The following is a 24,575-nucleotide window of genomic DNA, read 5'->3' on the forward strand; positions in this document are numbered from 1 at the left end:
CTTTTTTGCCAAAATGAACCGGACGCGTTCCATGTTAACTAGATCTTTCTGTTCTGTCCCGACATCATCCAGGTAGAGTTTACTTTTTCATCGTCATCAGGTTTTAACTCGTCTGGATAAGGATTTAATTCATCTTCGTCTGCATTTTCAATATTGACGTCGTTATTAATTGCTTTTTTTTCAGGGTCTATTTCTCCCGGAAGCGGGTTAATACCATTGTCGGCCGACCGCTGATCATCTCCCGAGCCGCCGCCCTCGCGATATTCCTTTTCTTCCGTTTCCGGAAAATCCCTGTCGGGATCAAAATCCGAAACGCCCGCCCCGCTTACACTTCCCATACTCAGATCGTTTCCAATATCGAGCTCATCGTCCTGACGTTCTGCAGCTGAAGGATTTTTCTGATCCTTCGCCGGGTTATTCTTATTCTCACTCATAATCCTGCGTGTTTTATATAGATAACAATCATGAGAAGAACTTGGTTTTAGCAAGAAGCACGTGTTTGTGAGGTATTTATACGTGTTTAGCTGGAACTCTGCGACCTACTATAGAACTTCCTGCAAACAGCATATTTAAACGCAAAGGTCAAAAAGTACACGCGAAGGGCGCTAAGTTAAAAATACTGTTGGTATAAATTCAGCCTGCTTTGTGCCCTTTGCGAAAACCTTCGCGACCCTTGCGTTTAAAAATATCCCGCCAAAGTTCTCTTTAATTATAACATAAGGCTTGCCCTATATCAGACTTCGCGCGTACTTCGCTTACTACTCTGCGTTAAATTTATCGTGATGATGTAAACTGATTTCGTGCTATCAGCCTTCAAATTCAATCTTCGGCAAATTCTTCTCAGCCGGCCCGTTCAAAACACTTCCATCCGTACCATACCGCGCGCCATGGCAAGGACAGTCCCAGCTTCTCTCTTCCGCATTCCAGTTCACGATACAGGCCGCATGCGTGCAAACCGCATGAAGCGCATGAATCTCACCATTCTCATCCCGATAAGCTGCAACTGTTTTTCCGTCAAATTTTACAACCTTCCCGGTTCCTGGCTTTAATCTTTTCAGCGAATCTGTTTCGTGAACAGAGAGGCGGTCGGCAACGAAATGGTAAGCCACATCGGCGTTCTCTTTTACAAATTCGGTAAACCCATCAATTGGTTTTATCCTTGTTGAGCTCAAAAGCTCCGCGTAGGGATGCTTTTTCCCGGTCACAAGGGAGCAAAGGATCTGGGCTGAAATGCTTCCAAGCATCATGCCGTTGCCATTATAGCCGGTTGCACAGTAAATGCCCTCTGCGTAGAACGGTATTTGCCCCACATAGGGAAGGCCATCAACGGGAACATAATATTGAGATGACCATTTATATTTTATGGCTGACACACTGAAATGCTCCCGGGCATATTTCCCCAGATCTGCAAATGCTTTTTCCGGATCAGCATGTCCGGTTTTATGATCGTTGCCGCCGATGAGCAGGAGTTTCTGCCCCTGTATCTCATGGGTCCGGAAGTAATGATATGGATCTTGCATATCGTAGATAAGTGCGTCAGGATAGGCATCTCCTTTCAGTTTTACAGCTATGACGTAGCTCCTGTAGGGAGCGCAGCGAAAACTGAACAGGTTAATTCCGGGAGGGGTGTGGGTAGCATAAATTATATGATTTGCTCTGAAGCTTTGATCTCCCGACATTGCGGTATGAATACCCTCACTGGTATCGATCTTATCGATCTTAGTGTTTTCGATCAAGGATCCCCCTGCGCTCAGATAAGCCTGAAGAATACCATGCAGATATTTCATAGGGTGAAACTGGGCCTGGCCATCGAACATTAATGCTCTTTTAAAGGGAATGGGAATTGGTAAATTCTCCGTGTAGTGTACCTGTACACCCACCTTCACCGTTCCTTCGTACAGGTCGTTAAGCTGTTTTACCTGCTCGTCGTCTTCGGCATATACGTATCCCGGTTTTTCTTCGAAGTCGCATTCAATATTATAGGTTTTAATATTTTCCCTGATAATATCGAATCCCGCATTGACAGCGCCGGCGAATAGTTTCGCTCCTTCTTCGCCGAAGGCACTCTCTGCTTCCTTGTATGTCGTGTCTGCAAAAGTGTTAATGTGGGCACTGGTGCCTCCGGTTGTTCCAAAGCCTGCATTGTGGGCGTCAATAATCAGCACGCTCTTGCCGGCCTTCTGAAGCATCAGCCCAGCTGAAAGGCCGGTTATACCGGCTCCTACTATAATGCAATCATATAACTTTCCGGTGCCTGCAGCATTCGCCGAAGGGCTTTCTTCCAGATTTACTTGCCAGGGACTTACGTGTTCCCCGTCCCTCGCGATCGCTTTATTCTGCATACTTTTCATAACCAGGTCTTTAAAAAGTATACAAAGAAAGGACGGGGAAAGTTTTACATCTTACGCCTTACCTCAACCTCTGTTGTCCACAACATAGGTCCTGAAAGTCAGATTCACCCGCGGTGTCTTTACCTTTTTGGTCTTTGGTAAGCAATGCAGCCAGTGCGTTTGAGTAGTTCCTTTCATCACGAGTAAACTGCCACTCTCCAGGATAATTGAGACGGTCTCTTTGCTTTCGCGATGTTTAAGCATAAATTTTCGTTCAGCACCGAAGCTCATCGATGCAATGGCTGTATCTTTCCCGAGGGCCTTTTCATCATCGCTGTGCCAGGCCATTCCTTCGTCGCCATCATGGTATAAATTAAGGAGGCATGAGTTAAATGCAGCCCCTGTGAGTTTTTCTGTCAAAGACTTGAGTTCCAGGAGTTCTTTTGTCCAGGGCAATGAATGTCTGGTAGTATTAGAATAGGTATATGAGTAATGGCCATCACCATACCAGGCGACTTTTCTTTTCGTGATAATATGCCTGCCGAATATTTTAGCTTCATCATTCTTCCAGGAGATCGTATTAAGCAAAACATTCAAGTAGCGCTGGTTGTCAGCCAGGTCCACTATTTTCCCGAAATATTGGACTATGCCACTATGAGGCAACAGGTTTGCCTCTATGTCGGTATTAAAAAGATCCATTATACCTCGGGATTGATACGTGCGGCTTCCCAGCCTATGATCGCGCTTTTCCGCGTTAAGCCCCACATGTAGCCACCGGGAGCTCCCCCTGATTGAATAACACGGTGACAGGGGATCAAAAATGCAACGGGGTTATTCCCAATGGCTGTTCCCACGGCCCGCGATGCGTTAGGCCTTGCGATCTTACCGGCAATACTGCCATAGCTGGTCAGCTGTCCGAGGGGGATTTTTAATAATGTTTCCCATACTTTGAGCTGGAAGGAAGTCCCCTTGAGATGTAATTTGACATGGCTGAGCTTCGTCCAGTCGCGGGTGAAAATATAAAGGGCATTTTGTTGAATAGGATCAAGGACTTGTCTGTAAGAAGCATTTGGAAACTTACTTTGCAGATCATTAAACGAGGTGCTTTCATCATCCGTAAAAGCCATGTAGCAAATCCCCTTTGGTGTAGATGCCACAAGCAGGTTTCCGAAGGGGCTCGGAGCGAAACTATAATTTACGGAAAGCCCTGCGCCGCCGTTCTTATACTCTCCGGGTGTCATGCCCTCGATTTGTACGAACAGGTCGTGTAAACGTCCTGTGCCCGATAATCCCGACTGATACGCAGCATCAAAGAGGGTATTTTGCTGATCCTGGAGAAGAGTTTTCGCGTATTCTACGCTGATGTATTGAAGAAACTTTTTGGGACTGACGCCAGCCCAGTCGGTGAACAGGCGCTGGAAATGGAACGGGCTCAGATGCACCCTTTCAGCGATTTCGTCCAGCGTTGGCTGCTCTCTGAAATTTGTCCTTATATAATCGATTGCATCAGCGACCCGTGTATAGTTTATATGGCTGGTGTCTGTCATGTTATTGCTTTTTATACTACAAAGGTATGTCGGTTTCGTTTACGGAGAAACCCGAAACTTGCTCATTTTTCCCAGGCTTGTTTTTCATTAAAAAAGAAAACCCATTGTTACGTCAGGTTGTTCTTTAAAGAAAATCACATCATCAATATGGCAAAATATTCAGAGAAAGCCGGCGAGAAAGTTGAGCAGGCTATGCATGAAAAGAAAAAGGGAACTCTCAAAACCGGGAGCGGCAAAAAAGTAACGTCCAAAAAACAAGCAGTAGCGATCGGCCTGTCTGAGGCGCGCAAAGAAGGCGCCAAGGTTCCTAAAAAGAAGGATTGAAAAGCCAGGTTAATTAACCTGGCTAACTACTGGAAATAAATGGGCTACTGACGCTTGCTATAGGTGAGATCGATCTTGTCATCAGCGCTTTTCAGCACTTTCTTTATAATATGATGGTGCTGGTCGATACTTTGCTTCACCCCATCAATTATAAGCTCATCATTATTGATCTTATAAGAAAAGTTGCGGGAATCCTTTACCAGGCCCTGCTTTACCAGCTCCTGGTTAAGTTCGCGGGTAAATTCGTTATGTTTAATCTCGATTGCGGGTTGTGTTTTTGGCGCTACGTTAATAGCGGGACTGACATCGGGAGTAACATGAACCTCGATTGCTGGTGCGACAGCCGGGCGCACTTTAATCGCAGGTGTGGATTTGAATACTTTTCCCTTGTTTTTAAGTGCAGGGGTGGCTTTCATATTTTCACCTCTTTTGGGAGGTGCTGGCGGCGCCGGTGCGTTTGGAGATACTGAAGGAGCTGAAATTTTAGGAGCCGGGGGAGCAGAAGGTGCTTTAGGCGGCTTTGGCAATATTGTATCCCGCAAAGACTTTAATGCCTCAAGCCTTGCTAAAGCTCTAAGAGAAGACATTTCTTTTTTTAATGCCATCGCCTGGGCGCGGATCTTATGATCGTCTTTTGCAAATTCCTTAAGTGCGATCATGTTCCCGGCCAGATCGAGGTCGCTGTTCATTGAACGCAAAGCTTCCAGGGCACTCTTCTCCTCGATAGCTGCGAATTTAAGTTCTTCAGCCTGTTTCTTTTGCTCCCCGGCTGCCGTTTTCATGGCATCAGAAAACGTGAAGATCTCAACCATCGCTTCGGTATGATGGCCTATTTTGTCCTGAGGGATTTTCTGATTGTTGATATAGAGCTCGGTAACCTCGTCTTCTTTCATTACAATGCGATAAGTTTTCCCCTGGTGAACGGTATTGAAGGTGGTTAAGCCTCCCTTTACCATGGAGATCTCGCGGATGCCGGACGCCGGTATGGTATCAGTTGGCGCAGCAAAAGATTTGCTTGTGACCGGTAAGTTTTGGCTGATTATTGAAACTACTGGTTTAAAGGTCTTGCTTATTTTTTCTTTGCCCTCATTGGTGAAAGCAAAGCTCAACAAGCCTGAAAGCACCAGGCCTGAGGTTAAAATGAATTTTTCCATGGAGTTTAAGGTGTTATTTTGGTTGTGAATGATGCGTCGTGTGCGTTTTAGTAATGTATTTTCAGAACCCGTTATTGCTATTACTATTTGTGGCCGCTGAATACGATATTCCTCAAATGAAATAAGCGCCCTTACATAGTTTATTTTGCTGCTGCTGTTTGCAATAGCAATATCATCGCAACAATTTTCGCGTTCAGCTCTGATCAGAGAGGAAAGCCACCAGATGGCAGGGTTGAAAAAGAACAGCAGCTCTACAATACTCTGGAAGATATTGATGAAATAGTCTTTCCGTTTTATGTGTGCCAGTTCATGCAGTAATATGGCCTCAACCTGATCTGCAGGTATTGCTGTCAGCATACCAAGAGGAACCAGTATCACCGGTTTTAAATAACCAACTGTAAGCGGGACCGAGGTTAACGCTGATTCCAGCAAAGCCACTTTCCTGCGGATACCAAGAGTTTCACAGAGCGAGTCAGCAAGCCCTGTCCATTTTGTTCCCGGATTGGAAACTTGTTTTGTTTTTAGATCGGATACATGCTGCAGGCCAAAATAAAACTGGAGGCTTTTCAAGCAAATGATTAAGAACCATAGCAATACGATACGACCGGAATACGCGCTTAAAAATGTGAACAGCTGGTCGGCTGGTGATATAAAAACCTTGCTTGTGTACAAGTTTACCGTAGCTGCCGAGGGTATAACCGGACCTCCGAGCGGGGGTAAGGACATGAACTTAATAAATGTCACGATGGTGCACAAAACAAAGAATCCCATGCTTATTGCGAGGAAATTGTACCGAGACACTGCCGACGATCTTTTACTCGCCAGAATAACTATTCCTGCCAGGCCCGCTATTGCCGCACCCTGCCAGAGTGAATGAAGCAGCGTAAGATAGATCGCTTTAACCAAATGTTCAGCTGCCATGATGTCCGTGATTACGCTCATGATGAGGTTATTTATTGTCGAGGTCTTTTAATATTTTCTTCAATTCTTCCAGTTCCTCTTTGGAGGTTTTCTTACTGCCAAGGAGCTGCATCACCAGTTTGGAGGCAGAGCCGTTATACAGGGTGTTTACAAAACGGTCAAGCAGATGGCTTTTAGTTTTAGTCTCTTCTTCTGCCGGTCTGTAAATATGCTTCATGCTGCTTTCGTCACGCAGAACAAGATTCTTTTCAGTCATGATCTGCATAAGCTTTAATGTCGTCGTATAATTTACTTCGCGCTGTTCGTTCAATTTATCGTTCACTACCCTTACCGTAGAAGGCCCGTTTTCCCAAAGAACCTGCAGAATTTCAAGTTCAGATTTGGTGGGTTCAGTTTTGAGGATTTTAGATCGTTTGTCTTCCATAAACTAAAGGTAGGAAACTTTTCGTACGAAAAAATGCATAGCTCGATTTTTTTATGTTAAATAATGTTAAAATTGGGTTTTTGATAGCTTAATTGATGTTTTTCGGATCCGGCCGGAACAATTAAATTCTTGCTGTTTCTTCCTTGTTCTCATTCCAGGAAGATCCTATATTAGCCTACTCAATCTGATCAGTATGCTTATCATTGGCCTAAACATTATTTTCTGCCTGTCCTTCCTTCTTTTCGCCTGGTTCAATCTCAACGATAAGGACTCATGGTTGTGGGTTCCGATCTATCTGGCGGCGTCAGCGTGCTGTGCTCTGGCTGCATTCGGCTTATTTTATCCGCTGATATATCTTATTCTCATCGCATTCTACCTGATCTATGCCGTCATCCTTTTCTTTGCCATGGATGGTGTGCGCGATTGGATAGTTAAGTATAAGCAGCCCAGCATTACCGAAAGTATGCAGGCCACGAAGCCCTATATTGAAAAGACAAGGGAATTTTTTGGGTTACTGATCATAACAGCGGCGCTGGTAATCAACTATTTTATATCCGGGGGGCTTTCCTGACTATTATTTTCGTTACAATGCCGCTTTGCCTCTGCCACCTTCTGATTGTTAATAGTTTTTGCTAATTTTCGCAAGTTTAAGGCTCCTGTAAGGGATAATTCAATAAGCGGATATGTTTGATTACGATGCAGAAAGAGTACGGGCCGTCCTACTGGAGATTACCCGTGCTAATATCTCTCCCGACGCCGGCGATTGGTTCGAAGCTAATTTGAAGGCGAAGGCTCTGCCGGCGATAAACTCAACCTTTTCGGTCATGCCCAGGAAGACAGGTAAGGGCGTGATTACGGTTCAAGAGCCGGATTTTGGAACGATATCCCAAATTAAACCAGGCTTATCTTTGCAGGGTTGGAGTGCCGACCGGCTTGCCCGTGTTTGCTTCCTGATCCATCTAGACCCATCAGATAAGGATACCTATCTTAAAACTATTGAAAGCCTGTTTATGGCGGCAGAGATGTCAGAATTGACGGCTCTTTATTCATCGCTTCCTCTGCTGGCTTACCCTGAGGACTGGAAGATGAGATGCGCCGAAGGGATCAGAAGCAATATTGCAGATGTTCTGGAGGCGGTCATGTATCACAATCCTTATCCCGCAAAGTACCTGGATGATAAAGCGTGGAACCAATTGGTTATGAAAGCTGTGTTTACGGACAAAGACATTAACCAGATATATGGTATCGATGAGAGGGCGAATGCGGAACTGGCGCTTATTCTTTCTGATTATGCTCATGAGCGCTGGGCTGCTGGTCGAAGCGTTAATCCTTTACTGTGGAGGCCAACATCGAAATTTATTGATGCCAGGATATTGAATGACCTTCGGAAAGTACTTTCGGAGGGGGCGATGGAAGAGAAGGTGGCGGCGGCGCTTGCCATTTACAATTCTGATTCGGATGAAGCCAGGGCTCTTCTGTCAGATTATAAGCAACTAGTATCGATGATAGAGAACAGGGATTTAGCCTGGGACCGGTTATATGGGGTACGAGAAACGGGATACGAGATGCGAGATACGAGAAGCGAGATACGGGATACGAGAAGTGAGATATGAGATACGAGAAGTGAGATACGAGATATGAGATGGGAAATGAGCTGCTTTCTCGCTTCTCGTATCTCGCTTCTCACATCTTTTCCCAGCAATAAATATTATTATTATACCCAATAGTATTATTAAAATAATACGCCATTTTAGATATTACGACTATGTGCTGTACTCATTCATTCGAAGATAGGAGACCAATAGACGCTGTAAGCGAAAAACTGGATCTTGAGAACATAAAGGGAATGAAGTTCTTTGACCCTCATGTTCACATGACTTCCCGTACAACTGATGATTATCAGGCTATGGCTGATGCAGGTATCGTTGCGTTAATAGAGCCGGCATTCTGGCTCGGGCAGCCCCGCACCGGTATAGATAGTTTCCGCGATTATTACAGCAGCCTGATCGGATGGGAGAGGTTCCGGTCGTCTCAATTTGGTATCAGGCATTACTGCACCATCGGACTTAATTCGAGGGAGGCAAATAACGAGAAGCTGGCCGAAGAGGTTATGGATATGCTGCCCCTGTTTATTTATAAGGAAGGAGTGGTAGGAATCGGGGAAATAGGTTTTGATGACCAGACTGCTGCCGAGGAAAAATATTACCGCGCACAGCTTGAGCTTGCTAAGGAGTCGGGCCTTCCGGTGCAAGTACATACCCCACATCGTGACAAGAAAAGAGGCACTCTAAGAAGTATGGATATCGCTTTGGAACATGGACTTGAGCCGGGAAAAGTTATAATTGATCATAATAATGAAGAAACCGTAAAGGACGTTCTGGACCGCGGATTCTGGGCCGCATTTACTATTTACCCCTTTACTAAAATGGGTAATGAGCGGATGGTCGAAGTAGCTAAACAATATGGGCCTGAGCATATTATGATTAACTCTGCGGCCGATTGGGGGATTAGTGACCCTCTGGCTGTTCCGAAGACTGCTGCCCTGATGAAGATCAAGGGTATCAGTGATGAGGCTATTAAGCTAATAACCTATTCAAACGCTATCGCTGCCTTTGCGCAAAGCGGTCAGATCGATGAGAAAGACTTTAATGTAGCCGTTTCTGTAGATCAAAGTCAGAAGTTTGAAGGCAATACTATACTTCGCGGCGGTCAGCAGCCAAGAACCGATAAATCTTCTATTATTATAAGTTAGTTTGGCGAGCATCAATACCTATCTGCGTTTAGTACGCCCGGCGAATGTAGTAACATCTGTGGCGGATGTGTTGGCTGGTATCGCGATATCCGGATATTTCCTGGGCGGGAACGTGAATTACTTCTCCGTTTTGCTGCTGTGTATTTCTACTATTTGTCTTTATGCGGGCGGGATAGTATTCAACGATGTTTTTGACGCTGAGCTCGATAGATTCGAGCGTCCGGAGCGGGCAATCCCAAGCGGGGCGATCCGTATTGGCCAGGCTGGTTTGTTTGGGACGGTGCTTCTCCTCATTGGTATTGGATCGGCCTTTGCTTTCGGTATTCTCTCGGGGATCATTGCACTGGGTATTGCTATCGCTGCACTGATGTATAATAAATTCAGCAAACATTATTCCCTTCTCGGGCCGTTTAATATGGGTGTATGCCGGGGTTTGAATTTGTGGCTGGGGCTGAGCATTCTTTCATACGGTTTTAATCAGTGGCAGATCCTGGGGATGATTCCCCTGATGTATATCTTTTCGATCACAATGATAAGCCAGGGGGAAGTACATGGCGGGAATATCCGTAACCTGTACATCGGCGGCATATTATACCTTTTGGTGATATGTTTTATCTTAACAGTATCTAAAATACAGGACAATGTAGTGCTAACATTGATTTTTTTACTGCCTTTCGCCTTTATGATACTCAAGCCCTTATTTGAGGCTATCCAGGAACCAGTGGGAAGAAATATAGGTAAGGCTGTAAAAGCCGGCGTAATTTCTTTGATCCTGATGGATGCAGCCTGGGCGGCCGCGTTTGGATCGATATACGCAGCAGTATTTATTGCATGCCTTTTACCTGTGTCGTTATGGCTGGCAAAGCGTTTTGCCGTTACTTAATTTATAAATAATTTACAGGATCATCCGGTTTACGTGCCCGGCCCTGACCCGCTCTTATTATGGAACATCTTCAGCAGTCTTTTAATATCAGGTTTGAATACAAAGTTTATTTTACGTCGGGGCTTTTCGACACTTCAAATAAACTTTTCAGTGATTTTTTAAATAGTGCCGCGGTTGCGGGAATACCTAAAAAGATCCTGTTCGTTGTTGATCAGGGTGCATTTGATGTTGCGGCCGACCTTAAGGAGAAGCTAAAAAAATATTTCGACACCTATAAGGAAGTTCAGCTGGTACAGGATATTATAACCGTTCCGGGTGGGGAAGTGGTTAAAAACGAAACAAAGTATTTCGATGAGATACTGGAAGCTGTAAATGACCATAAAATAGACAGGCATTCATATATCGCTGCTATAGGCGGCGGTTCGGTGCTTGATTTGGTCGGGTATGCAGCTGCGGTTTCACACAGAGGTATAAAACATATTCGTATTCCTACTACAGTTTTATCGCAAAATGATTCCGGCGTAGGAGTCAAAAACGGTATCAATTACTTCGGAAAGAAGAATTTCCTGGGAACTTTCGCGCCTCCCGTCGCGGTATTTAATGACGAGCTTTACCTGACAACGCTTAGCGACCGGGATTGGCGATCTGGAATTTCGGAAGCCGTGAAGGTGGCTCTTATAAAAGATCCCGCATTTTTCACCTGGCTTGAAGAAAACGCCGGTGCCCTGGTAAGCCGCGACCTGAAAACTATGAATTATCTGGTGCGCCGCTGTGCTGAACTTCACATGCAACATATTGCTGGCCTTGACCCGTTTGAAACGGGTTCTTCCCGTCCCCTCGATTTCGGTCACTGGAGCGCTCATAAATTGGAGCAGCTTTCTGCGTTTGAAGTTTTGCATGGAGAGGCCGTCGCTATGGGTATGGCTCTGGATACAGTTTATTCGAATTTGTCGGGCCGGCTTTCTGACGGTGAAACCGAGAGAATTATCGGTCTGCTGCAAAAGTTTGGTTTTGAGTTAACCCATCCCCTGATGGAAGTTGAGGATCCGGAAAGTGCCATTCTGCGTGGTCTTGAGGAGTTTCGCGAGCACCTGGGTGGGCGACTAACGATCATGTTATTAAACAGGATAGGATCCGGAACGGAAGTGCATGAGATTGATACCGATATTTTAAGGCTGTCAGGTATAAAACTAAAGACTTATTAATGGAACTGAGTGCGGGACATTTAACTTACTGTACTAACATTCATGCAGGCGAATCGTGGGATGCCCACTTCGAATCGCTTAAGAAAAACTTCCCGCTCATAAAGGCCCATGTGTCTAAGGATATGCCTATGGGGATAGGTTTGAGATTGTCGAACATCGCCAGCATTGATCTTCAGGACAGTAGTAAGCTGCAAGAATTTAAGTTGTGGCTGCAAGATCATAGCGCCTACGTTTTTACAATGAACGGATTTCCCTACGGGGATTTTCACCATGCGGTTGTTAAAGACAAGGTTCATGCGCCAGATTGGTGCACGACCGAACGCCTGGATTATACCCTGCGATTATTTGATACCTTAAGCAAGTTACTTCCTGAAGGATTAAGCGGAGGTATCTCTACTTCTCCTCTTACCTACCGGCATTGGCATCCCTCAAAGGAGCAGTGGGAAAAAGCCATGATCGCGTCGACCCTGAATATTGTTTCTGTACTCCGGGAACTCATCCTGATAAAGCGGAACAAAAATATTTCGATGCATCTGGACATTGAACCCGAACCAGACGGTATGCTGGAAACCGGCCGTGAATTCATTGACTGGTACCAGGGAGTATTTCTCCCGATGGCCGTTGAAGATTTGAAAGTAAGCTTGAATATATCTGCCGAAAACGTAATCGCAGCTGCCAAAGAGCACATCTGCCTGTGTTATGACGTTTGTCATTTTGCAATAGGATATGAACCGCACCGGCAGGTTATAGATGAACTCGTTGAAAGTGGAATAGCTGTTGGAAAGATTCAGATAAGTGCGGCTTTGAAGGCCCGCCTGCCTGATGATGTTGAGAGCCGAAATCTTATTGCCACAGAATTTTCCAGGTTTAATGAGCCCACATATCTGCATCAGGTGGTTGCAAAAAAAGAAGATAACAGCGTAATTCGCTACCGGGATCTGCCCGCAGCGCTTGAGGATATACAAAATCCTGAAGTCGCAGAATGGCGGGCGCACTTTCACGTTCCTGTTTTCGTTAATGAAATGGGACTGTTAAATTCAACCCAGTCTGATATTGTAGAAGTGTTGAACATACAGAAGAGTTCCGCTTTCACATCGCATCTTGAAGTCGAAACCTATACCTGGGAGGTACTGCCTGAATCCTTGAAAGCTTCGATAGACCAGTCGATAAGCAGGGAATTAAATTGGGTTAGAGGGGTGTTGGGGGATTAGGAACCAAGAACCAGGAACCAGGAACCAAGAATCAAGAACAAAGAATCAAGAACAAAGACCAGGAACCAGGAAAAAAGCCGGCGGCAAGAAGCTGATAGCTGATAGCTGATAGCCCATAGCCCATAGCCCCCATAACCCATATCTCAAACCATGAAAAAGACTGTCGTAATAGATGTTGTAGGATTATCAACTTCGGTGATTGGAGAAAATACGCCTTTTCTCAAAGAATATATCTCCCGTAAACACCTGGTTAATATCGAGCCAGTCCTGCCGGCTGTCACCACTTCTGCTCAATCCACATACATTACCGGTAAGTGGCCCTCGGAAACAGGGATAGTTGGAAATGGATGGTATGATCACACGGATTCTGAGATAAAGTTCTGGAAGCAATCCAATAAGCTTGTAGGGGGTGAAAAGATATGGGAAAGGGCAAAAAAAGAAGATCCTTCCTTTACCTGTTCAAAGATGTTCTGGTGGTATAATATGTATTCATCTGCAGATTATGCTGTAACACCGCGTCCTAACTATCTTGCCGATGGAAGGAAGATGCCCGATTGCTATTCTCATCCTGCAGAATTAAGGGATATCTTGCAGGAGAAACTCGGTCAATTTCCACTGTTCCAGTTCTGGGGACCGGGTGCTAATATTAAATCTACTAAATGGATCGCGGATGCCTCAATGCTGACCGATGATCTGTATGATCCGACGTTAACCTTAATTTATCTTCCCCACCTCGACTATTGCCTTCAGAAATTTGGGCCCGACCTTTCGAAAGTGGGACAAGAGCTGAGTGAGGTGGATGAGGTGATCAGGCAGCTCGTCACGTTTTATGAAAAGAAGGGCGCTGAAATAATAATATTGTCTGAATATGGGATATCGCCGGTAAGCAGGCCTATTCATATAAACCGGATCCTGCGGAAAAATGATCTGCTCAACATCCGTGTTGAAAGAGGACTGGAACTTCTGGATGCGGGCGCATCGAAGGCCTTTGCAGTTGCGGATCATCAGATAGCGCATATTTATGTTAATGATGGTTCAACTTCAAGCCAGGTCAGGTCATTGTTGGAAGGTATCCCGGGTATCGAATTGATATTAGATAAAGAGCAGCAAAAGGCATATCATATCGATCACGAGCGCTCGGGTGATTTCGTCATAATGGCGGACAAGGACAGCTGGTTTACCTATTATTTCTGGCTCGACGATGCTAAAGCACCTGATTACGCCCGCTGTGTGGATATTCATAAAAAGCCGGGCTATGATCCCGTCGAAATGTTTATGAGCTCCAAGCTTCGCGCAGGCTATAAATTACTGAGAAAAAAAGTGGGATTTCGTTATGTGATGGACGTAATACCACTCGATGCAGAATTAATAAGAGGCTCTCATGGACGGACAGGGGTTGAGTCTAAATACCAGCCGGTGTTGATATCCGACAAAAAAAATCATGGGCAAGCGCTCCCGGCTACGGAAGTTTATAAGCTGATTTGGGAGATATTAAGCCGCAATAAATTCTAGATCTCTTTGATTTATTTATTGTAAAATTTCTGCTATCTTACACTTGGTTATATCCAATTTAAGTGAAACAGCGATTTGAAAATCTTCCGGATATTGTAACAAGGCTTGCCATTTCAGGTAGTGAGCAGGCGTACAGGGAATTGTTTGACCTCTTGTATATACCTGTGAAAGAGTTTGCTTTTTGTATCCTGCGTTCAAATGAAGAGGCTGAGGAAATATCTGAGGATGTATTGATCTCCCTGTGGAATAACCGGAAGAAATTACCTGAAATAGAAAATGTTCATGTTTATGCGCTTGTAATTGCAAAAAATCTTTCACTGAATCTTTTAAAGAAAAATTCAAAAACTAAGACAAGCTCTATCGACGAAGTTGACATGAATTTTTTCTTCGACGGATCAAGCCCTGAACAGATCATCATTGATGAGGAACTGAAGAAGAGGCTTGAAAATGCGATACAATCCTTACCTCCCAAATGCCAGTTCGTTTTTAAGCTGGCCAAAGAAAATAATCTTAGTTATAAAGAGATAGGTCAGATCTTGTCGATCTCGGCTAAAACTGTTGATGCCCATCTGGTAGCGGCTACACAAAAGTTGGCCAAAATCTTTAAGTCCGAGTTTCAAATTAAATAGCGTTGAAAATATATTTCAATGCAGGCTAGGGAATTCCTCTTTTTTTATTGTCCTTAAGTAAATATGGATCGGCAGAGTCTGAGACTGATATGGACGAACAACGCATTGTTGAATTAATAACCCGTAAGATAGCAAAGGAAGCCACGGCCGAAGAGCTTGGTGAACTGTCATATCTTTTGACAAAATATCCTGATTCGGTTTATTACGAAGCATTGCTTGAGCAGGTTTGGGAACTCGGTCAACCTCAGGCAGAACCCAATCTTGATGAAACCTTTGAGAAGCATAAGCTTAAGTATAAAACGGATCTTAATTTCAAACGGGATATCGCCTTTTATAAACGACCCGCAGTACTTTTGACAGTTCTTGCCAGTACTTTAATTCTTATTGCGACTCAGTTCATCAAGAATGACATTCTCCGACCAAAGGAAGAGCGGGTTGAGATTATTGCTAAAAAGGGTATCCGGAAAGAATTTAAACTCCCTGATGGAACAATCGTAGTGCTGAACAGCGGGAGTACAATATTGTACGATCCGGATATGACGAAACGCGAATACCGGGAAGTGGGTCTGATCGGTGAGGCTTATTTTAAGGTTGCTCATGATAAATTACACCCTTTTATTGTCAAGGCCGGTAAGGTTGCAGTAAAGGTCTTAGGGACCGAATTTAATCTGAGAGCTTATCCGGATGAATTGGAATCAGAAACCACGTTGATTAAAGGAGCTGTTGAGTTGACAGTTAATGACCAGCCAGATCAAAAATTTATTCTAAAGCCTTCGGAAAAAATTGTCCTTCTGGAAAAGGCAAAAAAAGAAGGAAGCGTAAAAGTCAGTTTTGTTGCGTCAATTGAGACTGTTTCTCCTGTCAGAGTTGGTGAGAACAAGTATATCGAAGAGATATCATGGACAGAAAACAAGTTTGTCTTTCAAAACGAATCATTTGAAGAACTTATCCCAAAACTGGAACGCTGGTATAACGTGCGGATAGTATTGGAAGATCCCAGAATCAAATCTTACCGGTTTACCGGAGTTTTTATTAATGAGAATATAATACAGGCTTTACAAGCCATGCAATTAATCAAATCATTTAACTATAAACTCAATGAAAATGAAATAAAGATCTACTAAATAAAAAAGCAGGAAATGCGCCAACATTCCCTGCCTTCAAAATCCAATCGTAGTCCAACTACATATCAGATTATTAACCTTGTAATTCACAAAAGTATGAAAAAACGAGAACTAAACAATAAAGTTCTGTTGCCTGATTTTACGACCCAAAAACTCTTATTAATGCTAAACTGGACAATAATATTAACGTTCCTTCTTGTCCTGGAAGTATCAGCGAACAGTTATTCTCAAAATGTCAAAGTAGATCTGGATTTCCAAAACGTGAAATTTAAGAGAGCCTTTTCCATTTTAGAACAAAAGGGGAATATCAGATTATTATACAGCGAAGAAAGCCTGCCCGCCGACAGATCTATTACCCTTGCTGTGAAAAACACTCCCGTAATGGATGTCCTGGGGATGATATTGAAAGATACGGAACTCAAGTTCCGGGTATTAGAAAATGGCTTAGTAGTGATCTCCCCCCAGGACAATGAAATAAAGGACATTGTTGTAAAGGGTGTGGTTACAGACAGCAGGGGCGAAACATTGCCGGGAGTCAGTATCAAACTTAAAGGAACGTCGGTTGGGGCAACTACTGATGTAAACGGAAAGTATTCAATTAATGTGCCTGATAATGTCACCGTACTTGTGTTCACCTATATCGGTTTTAATACGCAGGAAGTTGCAATTAATGGTCGCAATACACTAAATGTGCAGCTTGAAGTTTCCAATAGTTCATTGAACGAAGTTGTTGTAACGGCTTTAGGCATGTCTAAAGAAAAAAAGAGCCTCGGGTTTTCAGTTACTGAAGTAAAGGGCAGTGATCTGGCTGCTACTCAACAGTTAAATCCGGTGAATTCATTGATGGGAAAAGTTGCAGGCGTGCAAATTGATCAGAGCGCATCAGGACCTTTTGGAAATTCAAGAATTGTGATCCGTGGAAATTCAACTTTAAGCCAGAATAATCAACCAATATTCGTTATTGACGGAGTGATTGTTGACAACGAGTCTGTTGCTGGTGGCCGCGATTTTGCAAATGACCTGTCGAATCTAAACAGCGAGAACTTTGAAAGTGTTTCGATATTGAAAGGGTCTTCTGCCGCAGCTTTATACGGCTCAAGAGCAATTAACGGAGTTGTTCTTATCACTACAAAGAAAGGTAGTAAAGCCAATGGAATTGGTGTTGATGTTTCGCAAAATTTTATGGTATATGATCCATACAAAGGTCCCGAATTTCAGAATGAATTTGGTGGCGGTAGCGTTGGTGCGTTCTTTACAGATGCCCGCGATAGAAACTATCAGTCAAATCAAATGTGGACTACAAAGGTGTTTCCGATAAATCCTATTACCAAGGAACCTTATATAGATCCGGCAATTAATCGTGAGAATGAAAACTGGGGACCGAGATTTGCCAACCAGAAAGTACGTAATTATGATGGTACCTGGACCGAGTATAAAGCTGTGCCCAGTAACTACCTTGATGCTTTTCAAAATGGCACGTTAAGTACTACCAGTGTTGCTTTTTCCGGAGCAGGCGATAAAACCACCTATAGGTTCTCCGCGACGCATGACGATCAGGAAGGGATCACTGTGGCGAATGAGATGAAGAGAGATAATTTCAATTTAAGGATCACCCATAAGCTGGCTGATTGGTTGAGTACCGATGTAAGCGGAGGATATACAGCAAGTAATAATACCAATCCTCAGAACCTCATATGGGCTGATTATGGTGATACATTTGCAGGAAATAACTGGGGAATTGCCTATATGTGGATGTTCCCGCGTAATTACGATACAAAATACTGGAATCAACCATCGAGATATACAAGTCAATTATTCGGAGGGTCACCAAGAGGAACAAACCCACTTGAGACCAACAAGGTGATGGCCCCGGAATTTTGGTTTAACATGAATAATACTGTTGCCACCATGGATAGCAGAAACTTCATGGGGCGATTCGCAGTAAATGCGAAGCTGACCAAGTGGGCTAATTTTACCGTTGAGGGTAATATGAATAATAATTATGACAAATATGAGAATAAGGCACTGGGTCAGTTTACCGACTTTAGCGGAGGTTCTTATACCTTAAATCAGTCAAAGAAAGAGAGCAATTTTGTAAAAGGAATACTTTCATTCAATAATATCAAAGTAGTAAAGAATGTAGGATTTACTGGTTTTGCCGGAGGTGAAATGTACAATTCAATTAGTTCATTTACACAGGGAATTACTTCAGGCGGGCTAATGGTTCCGGGTAATTATTTTATTACCAATTCAGTAAATTCGCCAATTGTCAGCGGCGGCGTAAACTATAATAAGAAGATCAATTCTGTTTATGCAAGTGCCGATTTTGATTATAAAAATCAGATCTATCTGGCTACAACATGGCGTGGTGACTGGTCGTCAGCTTTAACATATAAAGATGGAACCGGGAATAATTTTTACAATTATCCTTCAGCCAGTCTTTCATGGATCGCATCAGAAACATTCAAACTCCCGAGTGTGATAACCTTTGCAAAGTTGAGAACTAACATTGCGGCCCTGGGTAAAGACACAGACCCGTTTGTGATCAATCCCGGATACAGATTTGCGGGAAAGGTGATTGGACTACCGGGTGAACCTACCCGGGCGGGATTTAGTTCAAACAGCACTTTATCATCAAATTTAAAGCCTGAAAGAAAGATCTCCAAGGAAGTTGGGATGGAAATGCGTTTTCTAAAAAACCGCCTCGGTTTTGACATTACTTTGTATCAGGATAATACTTACGATCAGATCGTTGATATTTCGACACCTATTGAATCCGGAGTTTCCGGGGTTAAGATTAATGCCGGTAATATTCAGAACAAAGGTATTGAGATATCATTAGATGGAACCCCGGTGCAGACAGAAAACTTTCTTTGGAATTCCCGTTTAACTTTCTCAAGGAATAAGAATCTGATCGTTTCTCTTGCGGAAGGAAGGTCAGATTACTCACTTGGCGGGGCAGCTTTTGACGCTAGTTCATGGGCGGTTGTGGGAGGGTCTTATGGCACTATCCGGTCTACTACTCAGTCTTTAAAGTATGTCAATCCTGCGAATGCGGCCGATCCGAAAAACGGGATGACTGTACTTGCCTGGAGGAATGATGCCCGTGCTGCTTTCCCTCAGAGAAGTAATAAATATCAGGATATCGGTGATATCAATGCTAAATTCAGAGGTGGTTTCTCCAATGATTTATCTTATAAGAACTGGTCACTGAATGTGTTGTTTGATGCAAAAGTTGGAGGCGATATGGCTATGTCCTCTATCAGGTCGGGGACTCATACCGGGGTACTTCCTAATACATTGTTTGGTAGAGATGCTGAACACGGTGGAATTACATGGACCAGTAAATATGACGGAATCACCTATGATGACGGGATGATTATTGACGGCGTATTTCCGATAGGACAAAAGGTTACCTTACCTAACGGTACTACTGCTGATGTTGGAGGTATGACCTTTAAAGAGGCTTATACAGCTGGATTGGTTGAGCCAACACATGCTCCGCAGTTCTATTACCGTTATGCTTCTTCTTCTACAGGAGTGTCTGATTTCTGGATCAAAGAAAGTACCTGGGTTGCACTTCGTCAGATAGCAATATCGTACAACCTTCCAAAAAGTATCGCTACCAAGCTGAAGGTTAATGGGATTTCTGTAAGTGTTATAGGCAGGGATCTGGGCTATCTGTACAACTCTTTGCCTTATGATCTTAATCCTGCATCGTTAAACTCCAATTTGACGTCAGCAGTAGGTGAAGAAGGCTTCTTACCGATGATCCGCTCAATTGGCGGTTCAGTAAAGATCCGTTTCTAGTAATCTTTATTGGTTATAATACATATTTAAAAAGAACAGAAATGAAAAGGAATTTTTTATATATCATAATAGCAGCGTTCACCAGCTTGTTTATTAGCTCTTGTACTAAAGATTTTGAGACGGTAAATGTTAATCCCAATGTTGTTACTGATGTTGATGTAAGGTTACTCTTTACATCATCACTGGTGCCAATGCAAACTTCCCGCGGAGGTGAATATTGGAATGAAGGTTTTACGCATTTTTTGTCGGCATGTCAATTAGTAACCGGCCAAAGTTATGCTGTGTCAACCACTGGCGTGAACAGTCGTTATAATCTTTTTTACGGTAGTGTGCTTCCTAATTTAGTGGAAATGCGAAGGATCATTGCACTTAAAGCCGATAAGGAGAAGTATGAGCAGATCAATGCTATTACCTATATTCCTCAAGTCATGATGGCTTTAAAGGTAAGCGATATGAATGGGTCTATGCCATATACCGAAGCTAACAAAGGAAGGGACGAAGCTAAATACAGCCCTAAGTATGATAACCAGGAGGCTTTATATACGGTATGGCTGAAAGAATTGTCTGATGCGATCACTACTCTTCAAAAGAATTCGGGCAACCAGGTTTCATTTGGAAATAATGACGTCTTTTATAGAGGTGACGTTACAAAATGGATCAAACTTGCTAATTCTCTGAAGTTAAGGATTGCCGCCCGGTATCAGAATCAGGATCCTGCAAAGACAACTCAAATATTCAAAGAGGTGATGGCAGATGCTGTGGGCCCGTTCAGCTCGACAGCTGATCAGTTGGTTCATGCAAATCCGACTTATTATCCTTTCGGAATTGATGGTTACAATATAGATATTTATAGCCGTCATTTTGCAGTTGGAACTGCTGTAGAGTTCCTGAAGTCGTCCGGCGATCCGCGTCTCGGGATTTATTATGACAAAAACTCTTTGACAGGAAACTTTAAAGATACGCTGGCAAAATACAATAAGGTATTACCATCATGGATAAATACCAGTGATCCAAATATTATGTATCAGGGTGGGCCGGCTGATTTTCAGTCAAATCCGCCTGTAAGTTCCTTTTTCGTAAATCCATTTAATGGTGGTGGCGCCAACAGGTATCAGCTGATCTCAACTGTTAACCGTAAATTCTTTGCACCAACAGTGGATAGAGGAAGCGGTACAGTTATCGATGTGTTGTTTTCGTATGCAGAGGTTTCTTTGCAGATAGCAGAATTTATTCAAAAAGGTTACGGTGCCGGAGTTAATACCAGGGGGACTGCAGCCGAATGGTACAATAAAGGAGTTCGTGCCTCGGTAAAGACTATGAATGAAATTGCTGTTGCTGCCGGTTCAACATCCTATGCAAATATCGATGCAATGATTGATGCTCACCTGGCCAACGCAAAAGTAAAATTTGATGGGACAGCCAGCGACCTGGAGAAGATTTATATTCAATCACTATTGAATTTTTATCGTGATCCTAACGAGGCGTTTACACTGGCACGCCGTACAGGTTATCCAAAGTTTAATTCAACTTTACTTGCTCGTGAAGTTATAAGCGATGTGTTGCCAAGAAGATGGTGGACGCTGGACCCGGGACAGGTGAACAGCGCCAATTGGAATGCGGCCATGACAGAACAGGGCTTTACGCCAAACGATTTTACTGTTTCAAAACTGAATACTGAAAGGATCTGGTTTGATAAGAAATCTCCGGATTATGGTAAAGGGAATTGATGTATAAATCAACTCAATAAAATCTAACTAGTGGTTTGAAAGATGGATTGTTTATTCATCTCTCAAACCACTTTTCGCACTTACAAATTCTATTCTAAATACAATGTCAGGACGTAAACAATTCTTACAACAGTTGGGCTTAATGGCCGGAGCATTCTCCGCAAATAGTTTGTTCAATCAATTGCATGCTGAGGAGATATCTTTCGCTAATAATAAGATCAAGCATCTTTCACCGGTCCAACTGGCTGCAGATGAAGACTACTGGAGTGTTATTCAGCAGGCGTATACTGTAAGCCCTAATTTGATTAATTTAAATAATGGCGGCGTTAGTCCTTCACCACGGGTTGTTCAGGAAGCAGTTGAGCGTTATAATAAATTAACCAACGAAGGCCCTTCTTACTTTATGTGGGAGATACTGGATCAGGGGAGAGAACCCTTACGTGAAAAACTAGCGGAACTTGCCGGATGCAATAAAGAAGAAGTTGTGATTAATCGTAATGCTACTGAATCTTTGAATACGGTGATCCTGGGTCTTGATCTTAAAGCCGGAGATGAAGTTATTGGTTGTAAACTCGATTATCCGAATCACATGAATGCATGGAAGCAAAGAGCCATGCGGGATGGGATCATTTATAAGCAGCTTAGCTTTAACTTCCCAATCGAGAATGATGAGGAAATTGTTGCAGCATTTGAAAATGCGATCACTCCAAAGACTAAAATAATCCACGTAACTCATGTGATTAATTGGGTGGGGCAGATCCTGCCGGTAAGAAAGATCAGTGATATGGCACATCGTCATGGTTTAGAGGTAGTATGTGATGGTGCACATTCTTTCGCATTACTTGATTTTAAAATTCCTGATCTGGGCTGTGATTATTTCGCTACTTCGCTTCATAAGTTCCTGAGTGCTCCTATCGGCAGCGGTATGATGTGGATCAGGCAGGATAAGATTTCTAAGATCTGGCCATTACTGGCAAATGGGGATCCTCGTGGCACAAATATTAGAAAATTTGAGACACTGGGTACCCGCAGTTTTCCTATCGAACAGGGAATCGGCGAAGCGATTAATTTCCAATTGGCCATAGGGAATAAGCGAAAAGAGGAACGTGTAAGATATCTTAAAAACTATTGGGCAGAACGGGTGAGTAATATTCCCAAAGTTAAGATCAAGACATCTCTCAAATCGGCATACTCGTGCGCTATTTGTGGCGTGAGCATCGATGGAATAACTCCAAGAGAGCTGGAGCGGATTCTTTTTAACAAGTATAAGATCCATACTGTGCCTATTGAATATGAGAATGTTAGCTGTGTGCGCGTAACTCCTCATGTATATACACGTTTGCCTGAGCTCGATAAATTTGTCAGGGCGATCACAGAAATATCCGTCAAGGGTAAATAAAGAGAACTCTCAACGTATTGAATTGGAATGCGGGGCAAGTTCGCTTTGCCCCTATTACATTGAAAAAATTACAGACCCAATCTGTCTTTTTTCAATTATTTTGATAACATTTAGACCTGATTATATTAAGTCTAATTGATATTTAACATTCTTTAAATCAATACAATGCAAAAGCTCTTATTCTTTTTTTTTACCTTATTAAGCCTTAGTGCGGCCGCTCAGAACGTCCAGCCGGCCTACGCGATCATTATAAAAGGCGGTCATGTCATGGACCCTAAAAATAGTATCGATGGCGTTATGGATGTGGCCATTAACAAAGACGGCAAGATTGCAGCAGTTGCTAAAAACCTGGATGCCAAGTCGGCGGTAAGGGTTGTAGATGCCAAAGGCCTTCTGGTGATCCCGGGAATAATAGACATGCACACCCACAACTTCGCTGGCGTTGAACCTGACAGATATTTAAGAAATAGTTATTATGCGAACATGCCTGACGGCTTCACGTTCCGTGTTGGTGTGACCACTGTTGTGGATGCAGGTAGTGCAGGCTGGAAGAACTTTGAGAAATTTAAAGATCAAACTATCGACAGGTCCCGAACCCGGGTTCTTTCCTTTCTTAATATTGTTGGAGAGGGCATGCCCGGCGGCAAGTTTGAGCAGGACAACAATGACATGGACGCACGTAAGTCGGCGGAAATGGCTACCAAGTACCGTGATCTGATCGTGGGGTTTAAAGTGGCTCATTATAACAAGCCTGACTGGGTGCCTATTGACCGTGCTATTGAAGCCGGTAAAATGGCCGGTAACCTTCCTGTGATCGTTGACTTCGGTGGCGGCGGTCTATCGCTTGAAGAGTTGGTTATGAAGAAGTTCAGGCCTGGCGACATATATACGCATACTTATGGTGGCGGCGGCTCCGGCCGTGAGGCAATTACAGATCCGGTCACCAAACAACTTCGGCCGTTTGTTTTTGAGGCACAAAAGAGAGGTGTGATCTGGGATGTGGGTCATGGCGCAGCCAGCTTTTCTTTTGCTCACGCTATACCGGCAAGCAAAGCAGGATTCTGGCCTGATGTGATCAGTACCGATCATCATGGTGGTAGCATGAACTCAGCAATGAAGGACATCCTGAATGTGATGACCAAGATGAGGGCTTTGGGCATGAGCGTGCCAGCTATTGTTAATTCCGTTACCTGGAAGCCTGCACAGGTTATCAATCACGAGGAGCTTGGCAACCTGTCTGTTGGCTCGGAGGGTGATGTAACCTTGCTTCGTCTTCGTAAAGGTAAATTTGGTGTGTTTGACCAGATGGGACAGAAAGTTTCTGCCAGGCAAAAGTTTGAGTGCGAAGTCACCATCAAGGGCGGCCGCGTGTTTTATGATCTGAACGGCTTAACTACTCCAATACCGCGTGTTGCCGGAGGGTTGCCTGCTCTCTAAGTTTGACGGCTTTGAATTACCAGGGTCGGCTTAAAAATGTGGACTTTTCGACCCCGAAGGCGGTCGTATGTAAGAATTTAAGATACATGCGACCGCCTTCGGGGTCGGGGATTACGGTCGTATGATTTTCCTATAAATATGTGACCACCTTCGGGGTCAAAACTTATTTGTGTTCTGGCGGGGAGA

The 24,575-nt window shown here is 43.6% G+C and carries 20 protein-coding genes; 14 read left to right on the forward strand and 6 right to left on the reverse strand.

Annotation, left to right across the window (positions count from 1 at the left end):
- Positions 1-38: 38 nt before the first annotated feature.
- The 4 genes from P2W76_RS16975 to P2W76_RS16990 form a co-directional block, all read right to left on the reverse strand.
- Positions 39-434: a hypothetical protein gene (locus P2W76_RS16975; protein WP_276349093.1), complete on the reverse strand. Its 396-nt coding sequence runs from the start codon at positions 432-434 to the stop codon at positions 39-41.
- Positions 435-806: 372 nt separating this feature from the next.
- Positions 807-2,351, reverse strand: coding sequence for an FAD-dependent oxidoreductase (locus P2W76_RS16980; protein WP_276349094.1), 1,545 nt, complete (start codon positions 2,349-2,351; stop codon positions 807-809).
- Positions 2,352-2,414: 63 nt separating this feature from the next.
- A complete protein-coding gene (locus P2W76_RS16985; protein WP_276349095.1) occupies positions 2,415-3,029 on the reverse strand; it encodes an alpha-ketoglutarate-dependent dioxygenase AlkB in 615 nt (204 codons plus the stop codon).
- Positions 3,029-3,877: a methylated-DNA--[protein]-cysteine S-methyltransferase gene (locus tag P2W76_RS16990; RefSeq protein ID WP_276349096.1), complete on the reverse strand. Its 849-nt coding sequence runs from the start codon at positions 3,875-3,877 to the stop codon at positions 3,029-3,031. The genes P2W76_RS16985 and P2W76_RS16990 overlap by 1 nt, the downstream gene beginning before the upstream one ends.
- A gap of 147 nt (positions 3,878-4,024) precedes the next feature.
- Between P2W76_RS16990 and P2W76_RS16995 the strand changes: the two genes are divergently transcribed.
- Positions 4,025-4,201, forward strand: coding sequence for a DUF6496 domain-containing protein (locus P2W76_RS16995; RefSeq protein ID WP_276349097.1), 177 nt, complete (start codon positions 4,025-4,027; stop codon positions 4,199-4,201).
- A 44-nt stretch (positions 4,202-4,245) separates the two neighbouring features.
- On the opposite strand, the gene P2W76_RS17000 is transcribed toward P2W76_RS16995, so the two are convergent.
- Both P2W76_RS17000 and P2W76_RS17005 read right to left on the reverse strand, forming a co-directional pair.
- Complete coding sequence (locus P2W76_RS17000) at positions 4,246-6,297, reverse strand: M56 family metallopeptidase (protein WP_276349098.1); 2,052 nt, start codon at positions 6,295-6,297, stop codon at positions 4,246-4,248.
- A gap of 7 nt (positions 6,298-6,304) precedes the next feature.
- On the reverse strand, positions 6,305-6,700 hold the full coding sequence (locus P2W76_RS17005; RefSeq protein WP_276349099.1) for a BlaI/MecI/CopY family transcriptional regulator: 396 nt from the start codon (positions 6,698-6,700) through the stop codon (positions 6,305-6,307).
- A 193-nt stretch (positions 6,701-6,893) separates the two neighbouring features.
- Here P2W76_RS17005 and P2W76_RS17010 point away from each other — a divergent pair, with 193 nt between their 5' ends.
- The 13 genes from P2W76_RS17010 to P2W76_RS17070 all read left to right on the forward strand — a co-directional run bounded on the left by P2W76_RS17010 (position 6,894) and on the right by P2W76_RS17070 (position 24,389).
- Complete coding sequence (locus P2W76_RS17010) at positions 6,894-7,271, forward strand: transmembrane 220 family protein (RefSeq protein WP_276349100.1); 378 nt, start codon at positions 6,894-6,896, stop codon at positions 7,269-7,271.
- A gap of 112 nt (positions 7,272-7,383) precedes the next feature.
- A complete protein-coding gene (locus tag P2W76_RS17015) occupies positions 7,384-8,313 on the forward strand; it encodes an EboA domain-containing protein (protein ID WP_276349101.1) in 930 nt (309 codons plus the stop codon).
- A 152-nt stretch (positions 8,314-8,465) separates the two neighbouring features.
- On the forward strand, positions 8,466-9,452 hold the full coding sequence (locus P2W76_RS17020; protein WP_276349102.1) for a TatD family hydrolase: 987 nt from the start codon (positions 8,466-8,468) through the stop codon (positions 9,450-9,452).
- Between the two features lies 1 nt (position 9,453).
- The gene (gene eboC, locus P2W76_RS17025) at positions 9,454-10,335 is read left to right on the forward strand and encodes a UbiA-like protein EboC (RefSeq protein WP_276349103.1); all 882 of its coding nucleotides are present in this window, start codon (positions 9,454-9,456) and stop codon (positions 10,333-10,335) included.
- A 59-nt stretch (positions 10,336-10,394) separates the two neighbouring features.
- Positions 10,395-11,540: a 3-dehydroquinate synthase gene (locus tag P2W76_RS17030; protein ID WP_276349104.1), complete on the forward strand. Its 1,146-nt coding sequence runs from the start codon at positions 10,395-10,397 to the stop codon at positions 11,538-11,540.
- Positions 11,540-12,751: a metabolite traffic protein EboE gene (eboE, locus tag P2W76_RS17035; RefSeq protein ID WP_276349105.1), complete on the forward strand. Its 1,212-nt coding sequence runs from the start codon at positions 11,540-11,542 to the stop codon at positions 12,749-12,751. The genes P2W76_RS17030 and eboE overlap by 1 nt, the downstream gene beginning before the upstream one ends.
- A gap of 150 nt (positions 12,752-12,901) precedes the next feature.
- A complete protein-coding gene (locus P2W76_RS17040; protein ID WP_276349106.1) occupies positions 12,902-14,263 on the forward strand; it encodes a nucleotide pyrophosphatase/phosphodiesterase family protein in 1,362 nt (453 codons plus the stop codon).
- Between the two features lie 62 nt (positions 14,264-14,325).
- Positions 14,326-14,892, forward strand: a complete 567-nt coding sequence (locus tag P2W76_RS17045) for a sigma-70 family RNA polymerase sigma factor (protein ID WP_276349107.1) — start codon at positions 14,326-14,328, stop codon at positions 14,890-14,892.
- Between the two features lie 89 nt (positions 14,893-14,981).
- Positions 14,982-16,016 (forward strand): FecR domain-containing protein, encoded by a 1,035-nt coding sequence (locus P2W76_RS17050; protein ID WP_276349108.1) that lies wholly within the window; start codon positions 14,982-14,984, stop codon positions 16,014-16,016.
- 96 nt (positions 16,017-16,112) lie between these two features.
- Positions 16,113-19,826: a SusC/RagA family TonB-linked outer membrane protein gene (locus tag P2W76_RS17055; protein ID WP_276349109.1), complete on the forward strand. Its 3,714-nt coding sequence runs from the start codon at positions 16,113-16,115 to the stop codon at positions 19,824-19,826.
- A 41-nt stretch (positions 19,827-19,867) separates the two neighbouring features.
- Positions 19,868-21,553, forward strand: coding sequence for a SusD/RagB family nutrient-binding outer membrane lipoprotein (locus P2W76_RS17060; protein ID WP_276349110.1), 1,686 nt, complete (start codon positions 19,868-19,870; stop codon positions 21,551-21,553).
- 103 nt (positions 21,554-21,656) lie between these two features.
- Positions 21,657-22,952, forward strand: a complete 1,296-nt coding sequence (locus tag P2W76_RS17065; RefSeq protein ID WP_276349111.1) for an aminotransferase class V-fold PLP-dependent enzyme — start codon at positions 21,657-21,659, stop codon at positions 22,950-22,952.
- A gap of 165 nt (positions 22,953-23,117) precedes the next feature.
- The gene (locus P2W76_RS17070; RefSeq protein ID WP_276349112.1) at positions 23,118-24,389 is read left to right on the forward strand and encodes an amidohydrolase/deacetylase family metallohydrolase; all 1,272 of its coding nucleotides are present in this window, start codon (positions 23,118-23,120) and stop codon (positions 24,387-24,389) included.
- Positions 24,390-24,575 lie beyond the last annotated feature (186 nt).

Origin of the sequence: Daejeonella sp. JGW-45 (assembly GCF_029360805.1) — a bacterium.
Lineage (GTDB): Bacteria > Bacteroidota > Bacteroidia > Sphingobacteriales > Sphingobacteriaceae > Daejeonella.

Excerpts from the sequence above, each read along its gene's own strand:
- P2W76_RS16975 (WP_276349093.1), bottom strand. The coding sequence starts at position 434 with ATGAGTGAGAATAAGAATAACCCGGCGAAGGATCAGAAAAATCCTTCA.
- P2W76_RS16980 (WP_276349094.1), bottom strand. The coding sequence starts at position 2,351 with ATGAAAAGTATGCAGAATAAAGCGATCGCGAGGGACGGGGAACACGTA.
- P2W76_RS16985 (WP_276349095.1), bottom strand. The coding sequence starts at position 3,029 with ATGGATCTTTTTAATACCGACATAGAGGCAAACCTGTTGCCTCATAGT.
- P2W76_RS16990 (WP_276349096.1), bottom strand. The coding sequence starts at position 3,877 with ATGACAGACACCAGCCATATAAACTATACACGGGTCGCTGATGCAATC.
- P2W76_RS16995 (WP_276349097.1), top strand. The coding sequence starts at position 4,025 with ATGGCAAAATATTCAGAGAAAGCCGGCGAGAAAGTTGAGCAGGCTATG.
- P2W76_RS17000 (WP_276349098.1), bottom strand. The coding sequence starts at position 6,297 with ATGAGCGTAATCACGGACATCATGGCAGCTGAACATTTGGTTAAAGCG.
- P2W76_RS17005 (WP_276349099.1), bottom strand. The coding sequence starts at position 6,700 with ATGGAAGACAAACGATCTAAAATCCTCAAAACTGAACCCACCAAATCT.
- P2W76_RS17010 (WP_276349100.1), top strand. The coding sequence starts at position 6,894 with ATGCTTATCATTGGCCTAAACATTATTTTCTGCCTGTCCTTCCTTCTT.
- P2W76_RS17015 (WP_276349101.1), top strand. The coding sequence starts at position 7,384 with ATGTTTGATTACGATGCAGAAAGAGTACGGGCCGTCCTACTGGAGATT.
- P2W76_RS17020 (WP_276349102.1), top strand. The coding sequence starts at position 8,466 with ATGTGCTGTACTCATTCATTCGAAGATAGGAGACCAATAGACGCTGTA.
- P2W76_RS17030 (WP_276349104.1), top strand. The coding sequence starts at position 10,395 with ATGGAACATCTTCAGCAGTCTTTTAATATCAGGTTTGAATACAAAGTT.
- eboE (WP_276349105.1), top strand. The coding sequence starts at position 11,540 with ATGGAACTGAGTGCGGGACATTTAACTTACTGTACTAACATTCATGCA.
- P2W76_RS17040 (WP_276349106.1), top strand. The coding sequence starts at position 12,902 with ATGAAAAAGACTGTCGTAATAGATGTTGTAGGATTATCAACTTCGGTG.
- P2W76_RS17050 (WP_276349108.1), top strand. The coding sequence starts at position 14,982 with ATGGACGAACAACGCATTGTTGAATTAATAACCCGTAAGATAGCAAAG.
- P2W76_RS17055 (WP_276349109.1), top strand. The coding sequence starts at position 16,113 with ATGAAAAAACGAGAACTAAACAATAAAGTTCTGTTGCCTGATTTTACG.
- P2W76_RS17060 (WP_276349110.1), top strand. The coding sequence starts at position 19,868 with ATGAAAAGGAATTTTTTATATATCATAATAGCAGCGTTCACCAGCTTG.
- P2W76_RS17065 (WP_276349111.1), top strand. The coding sequence starts at position 21,657 with ATGTCAGGACGTAAACAATTCTTACAACAGTTGGGCTTAATGGCCGGA.
- P2W76_RS17070 (WP_276349112.1), top strand. The coding sequence starts at position 23,118 with ATGCAAAAGCTCTTATTCTTTTTTTTTACCTTATTAAGCCTTAGTGCG.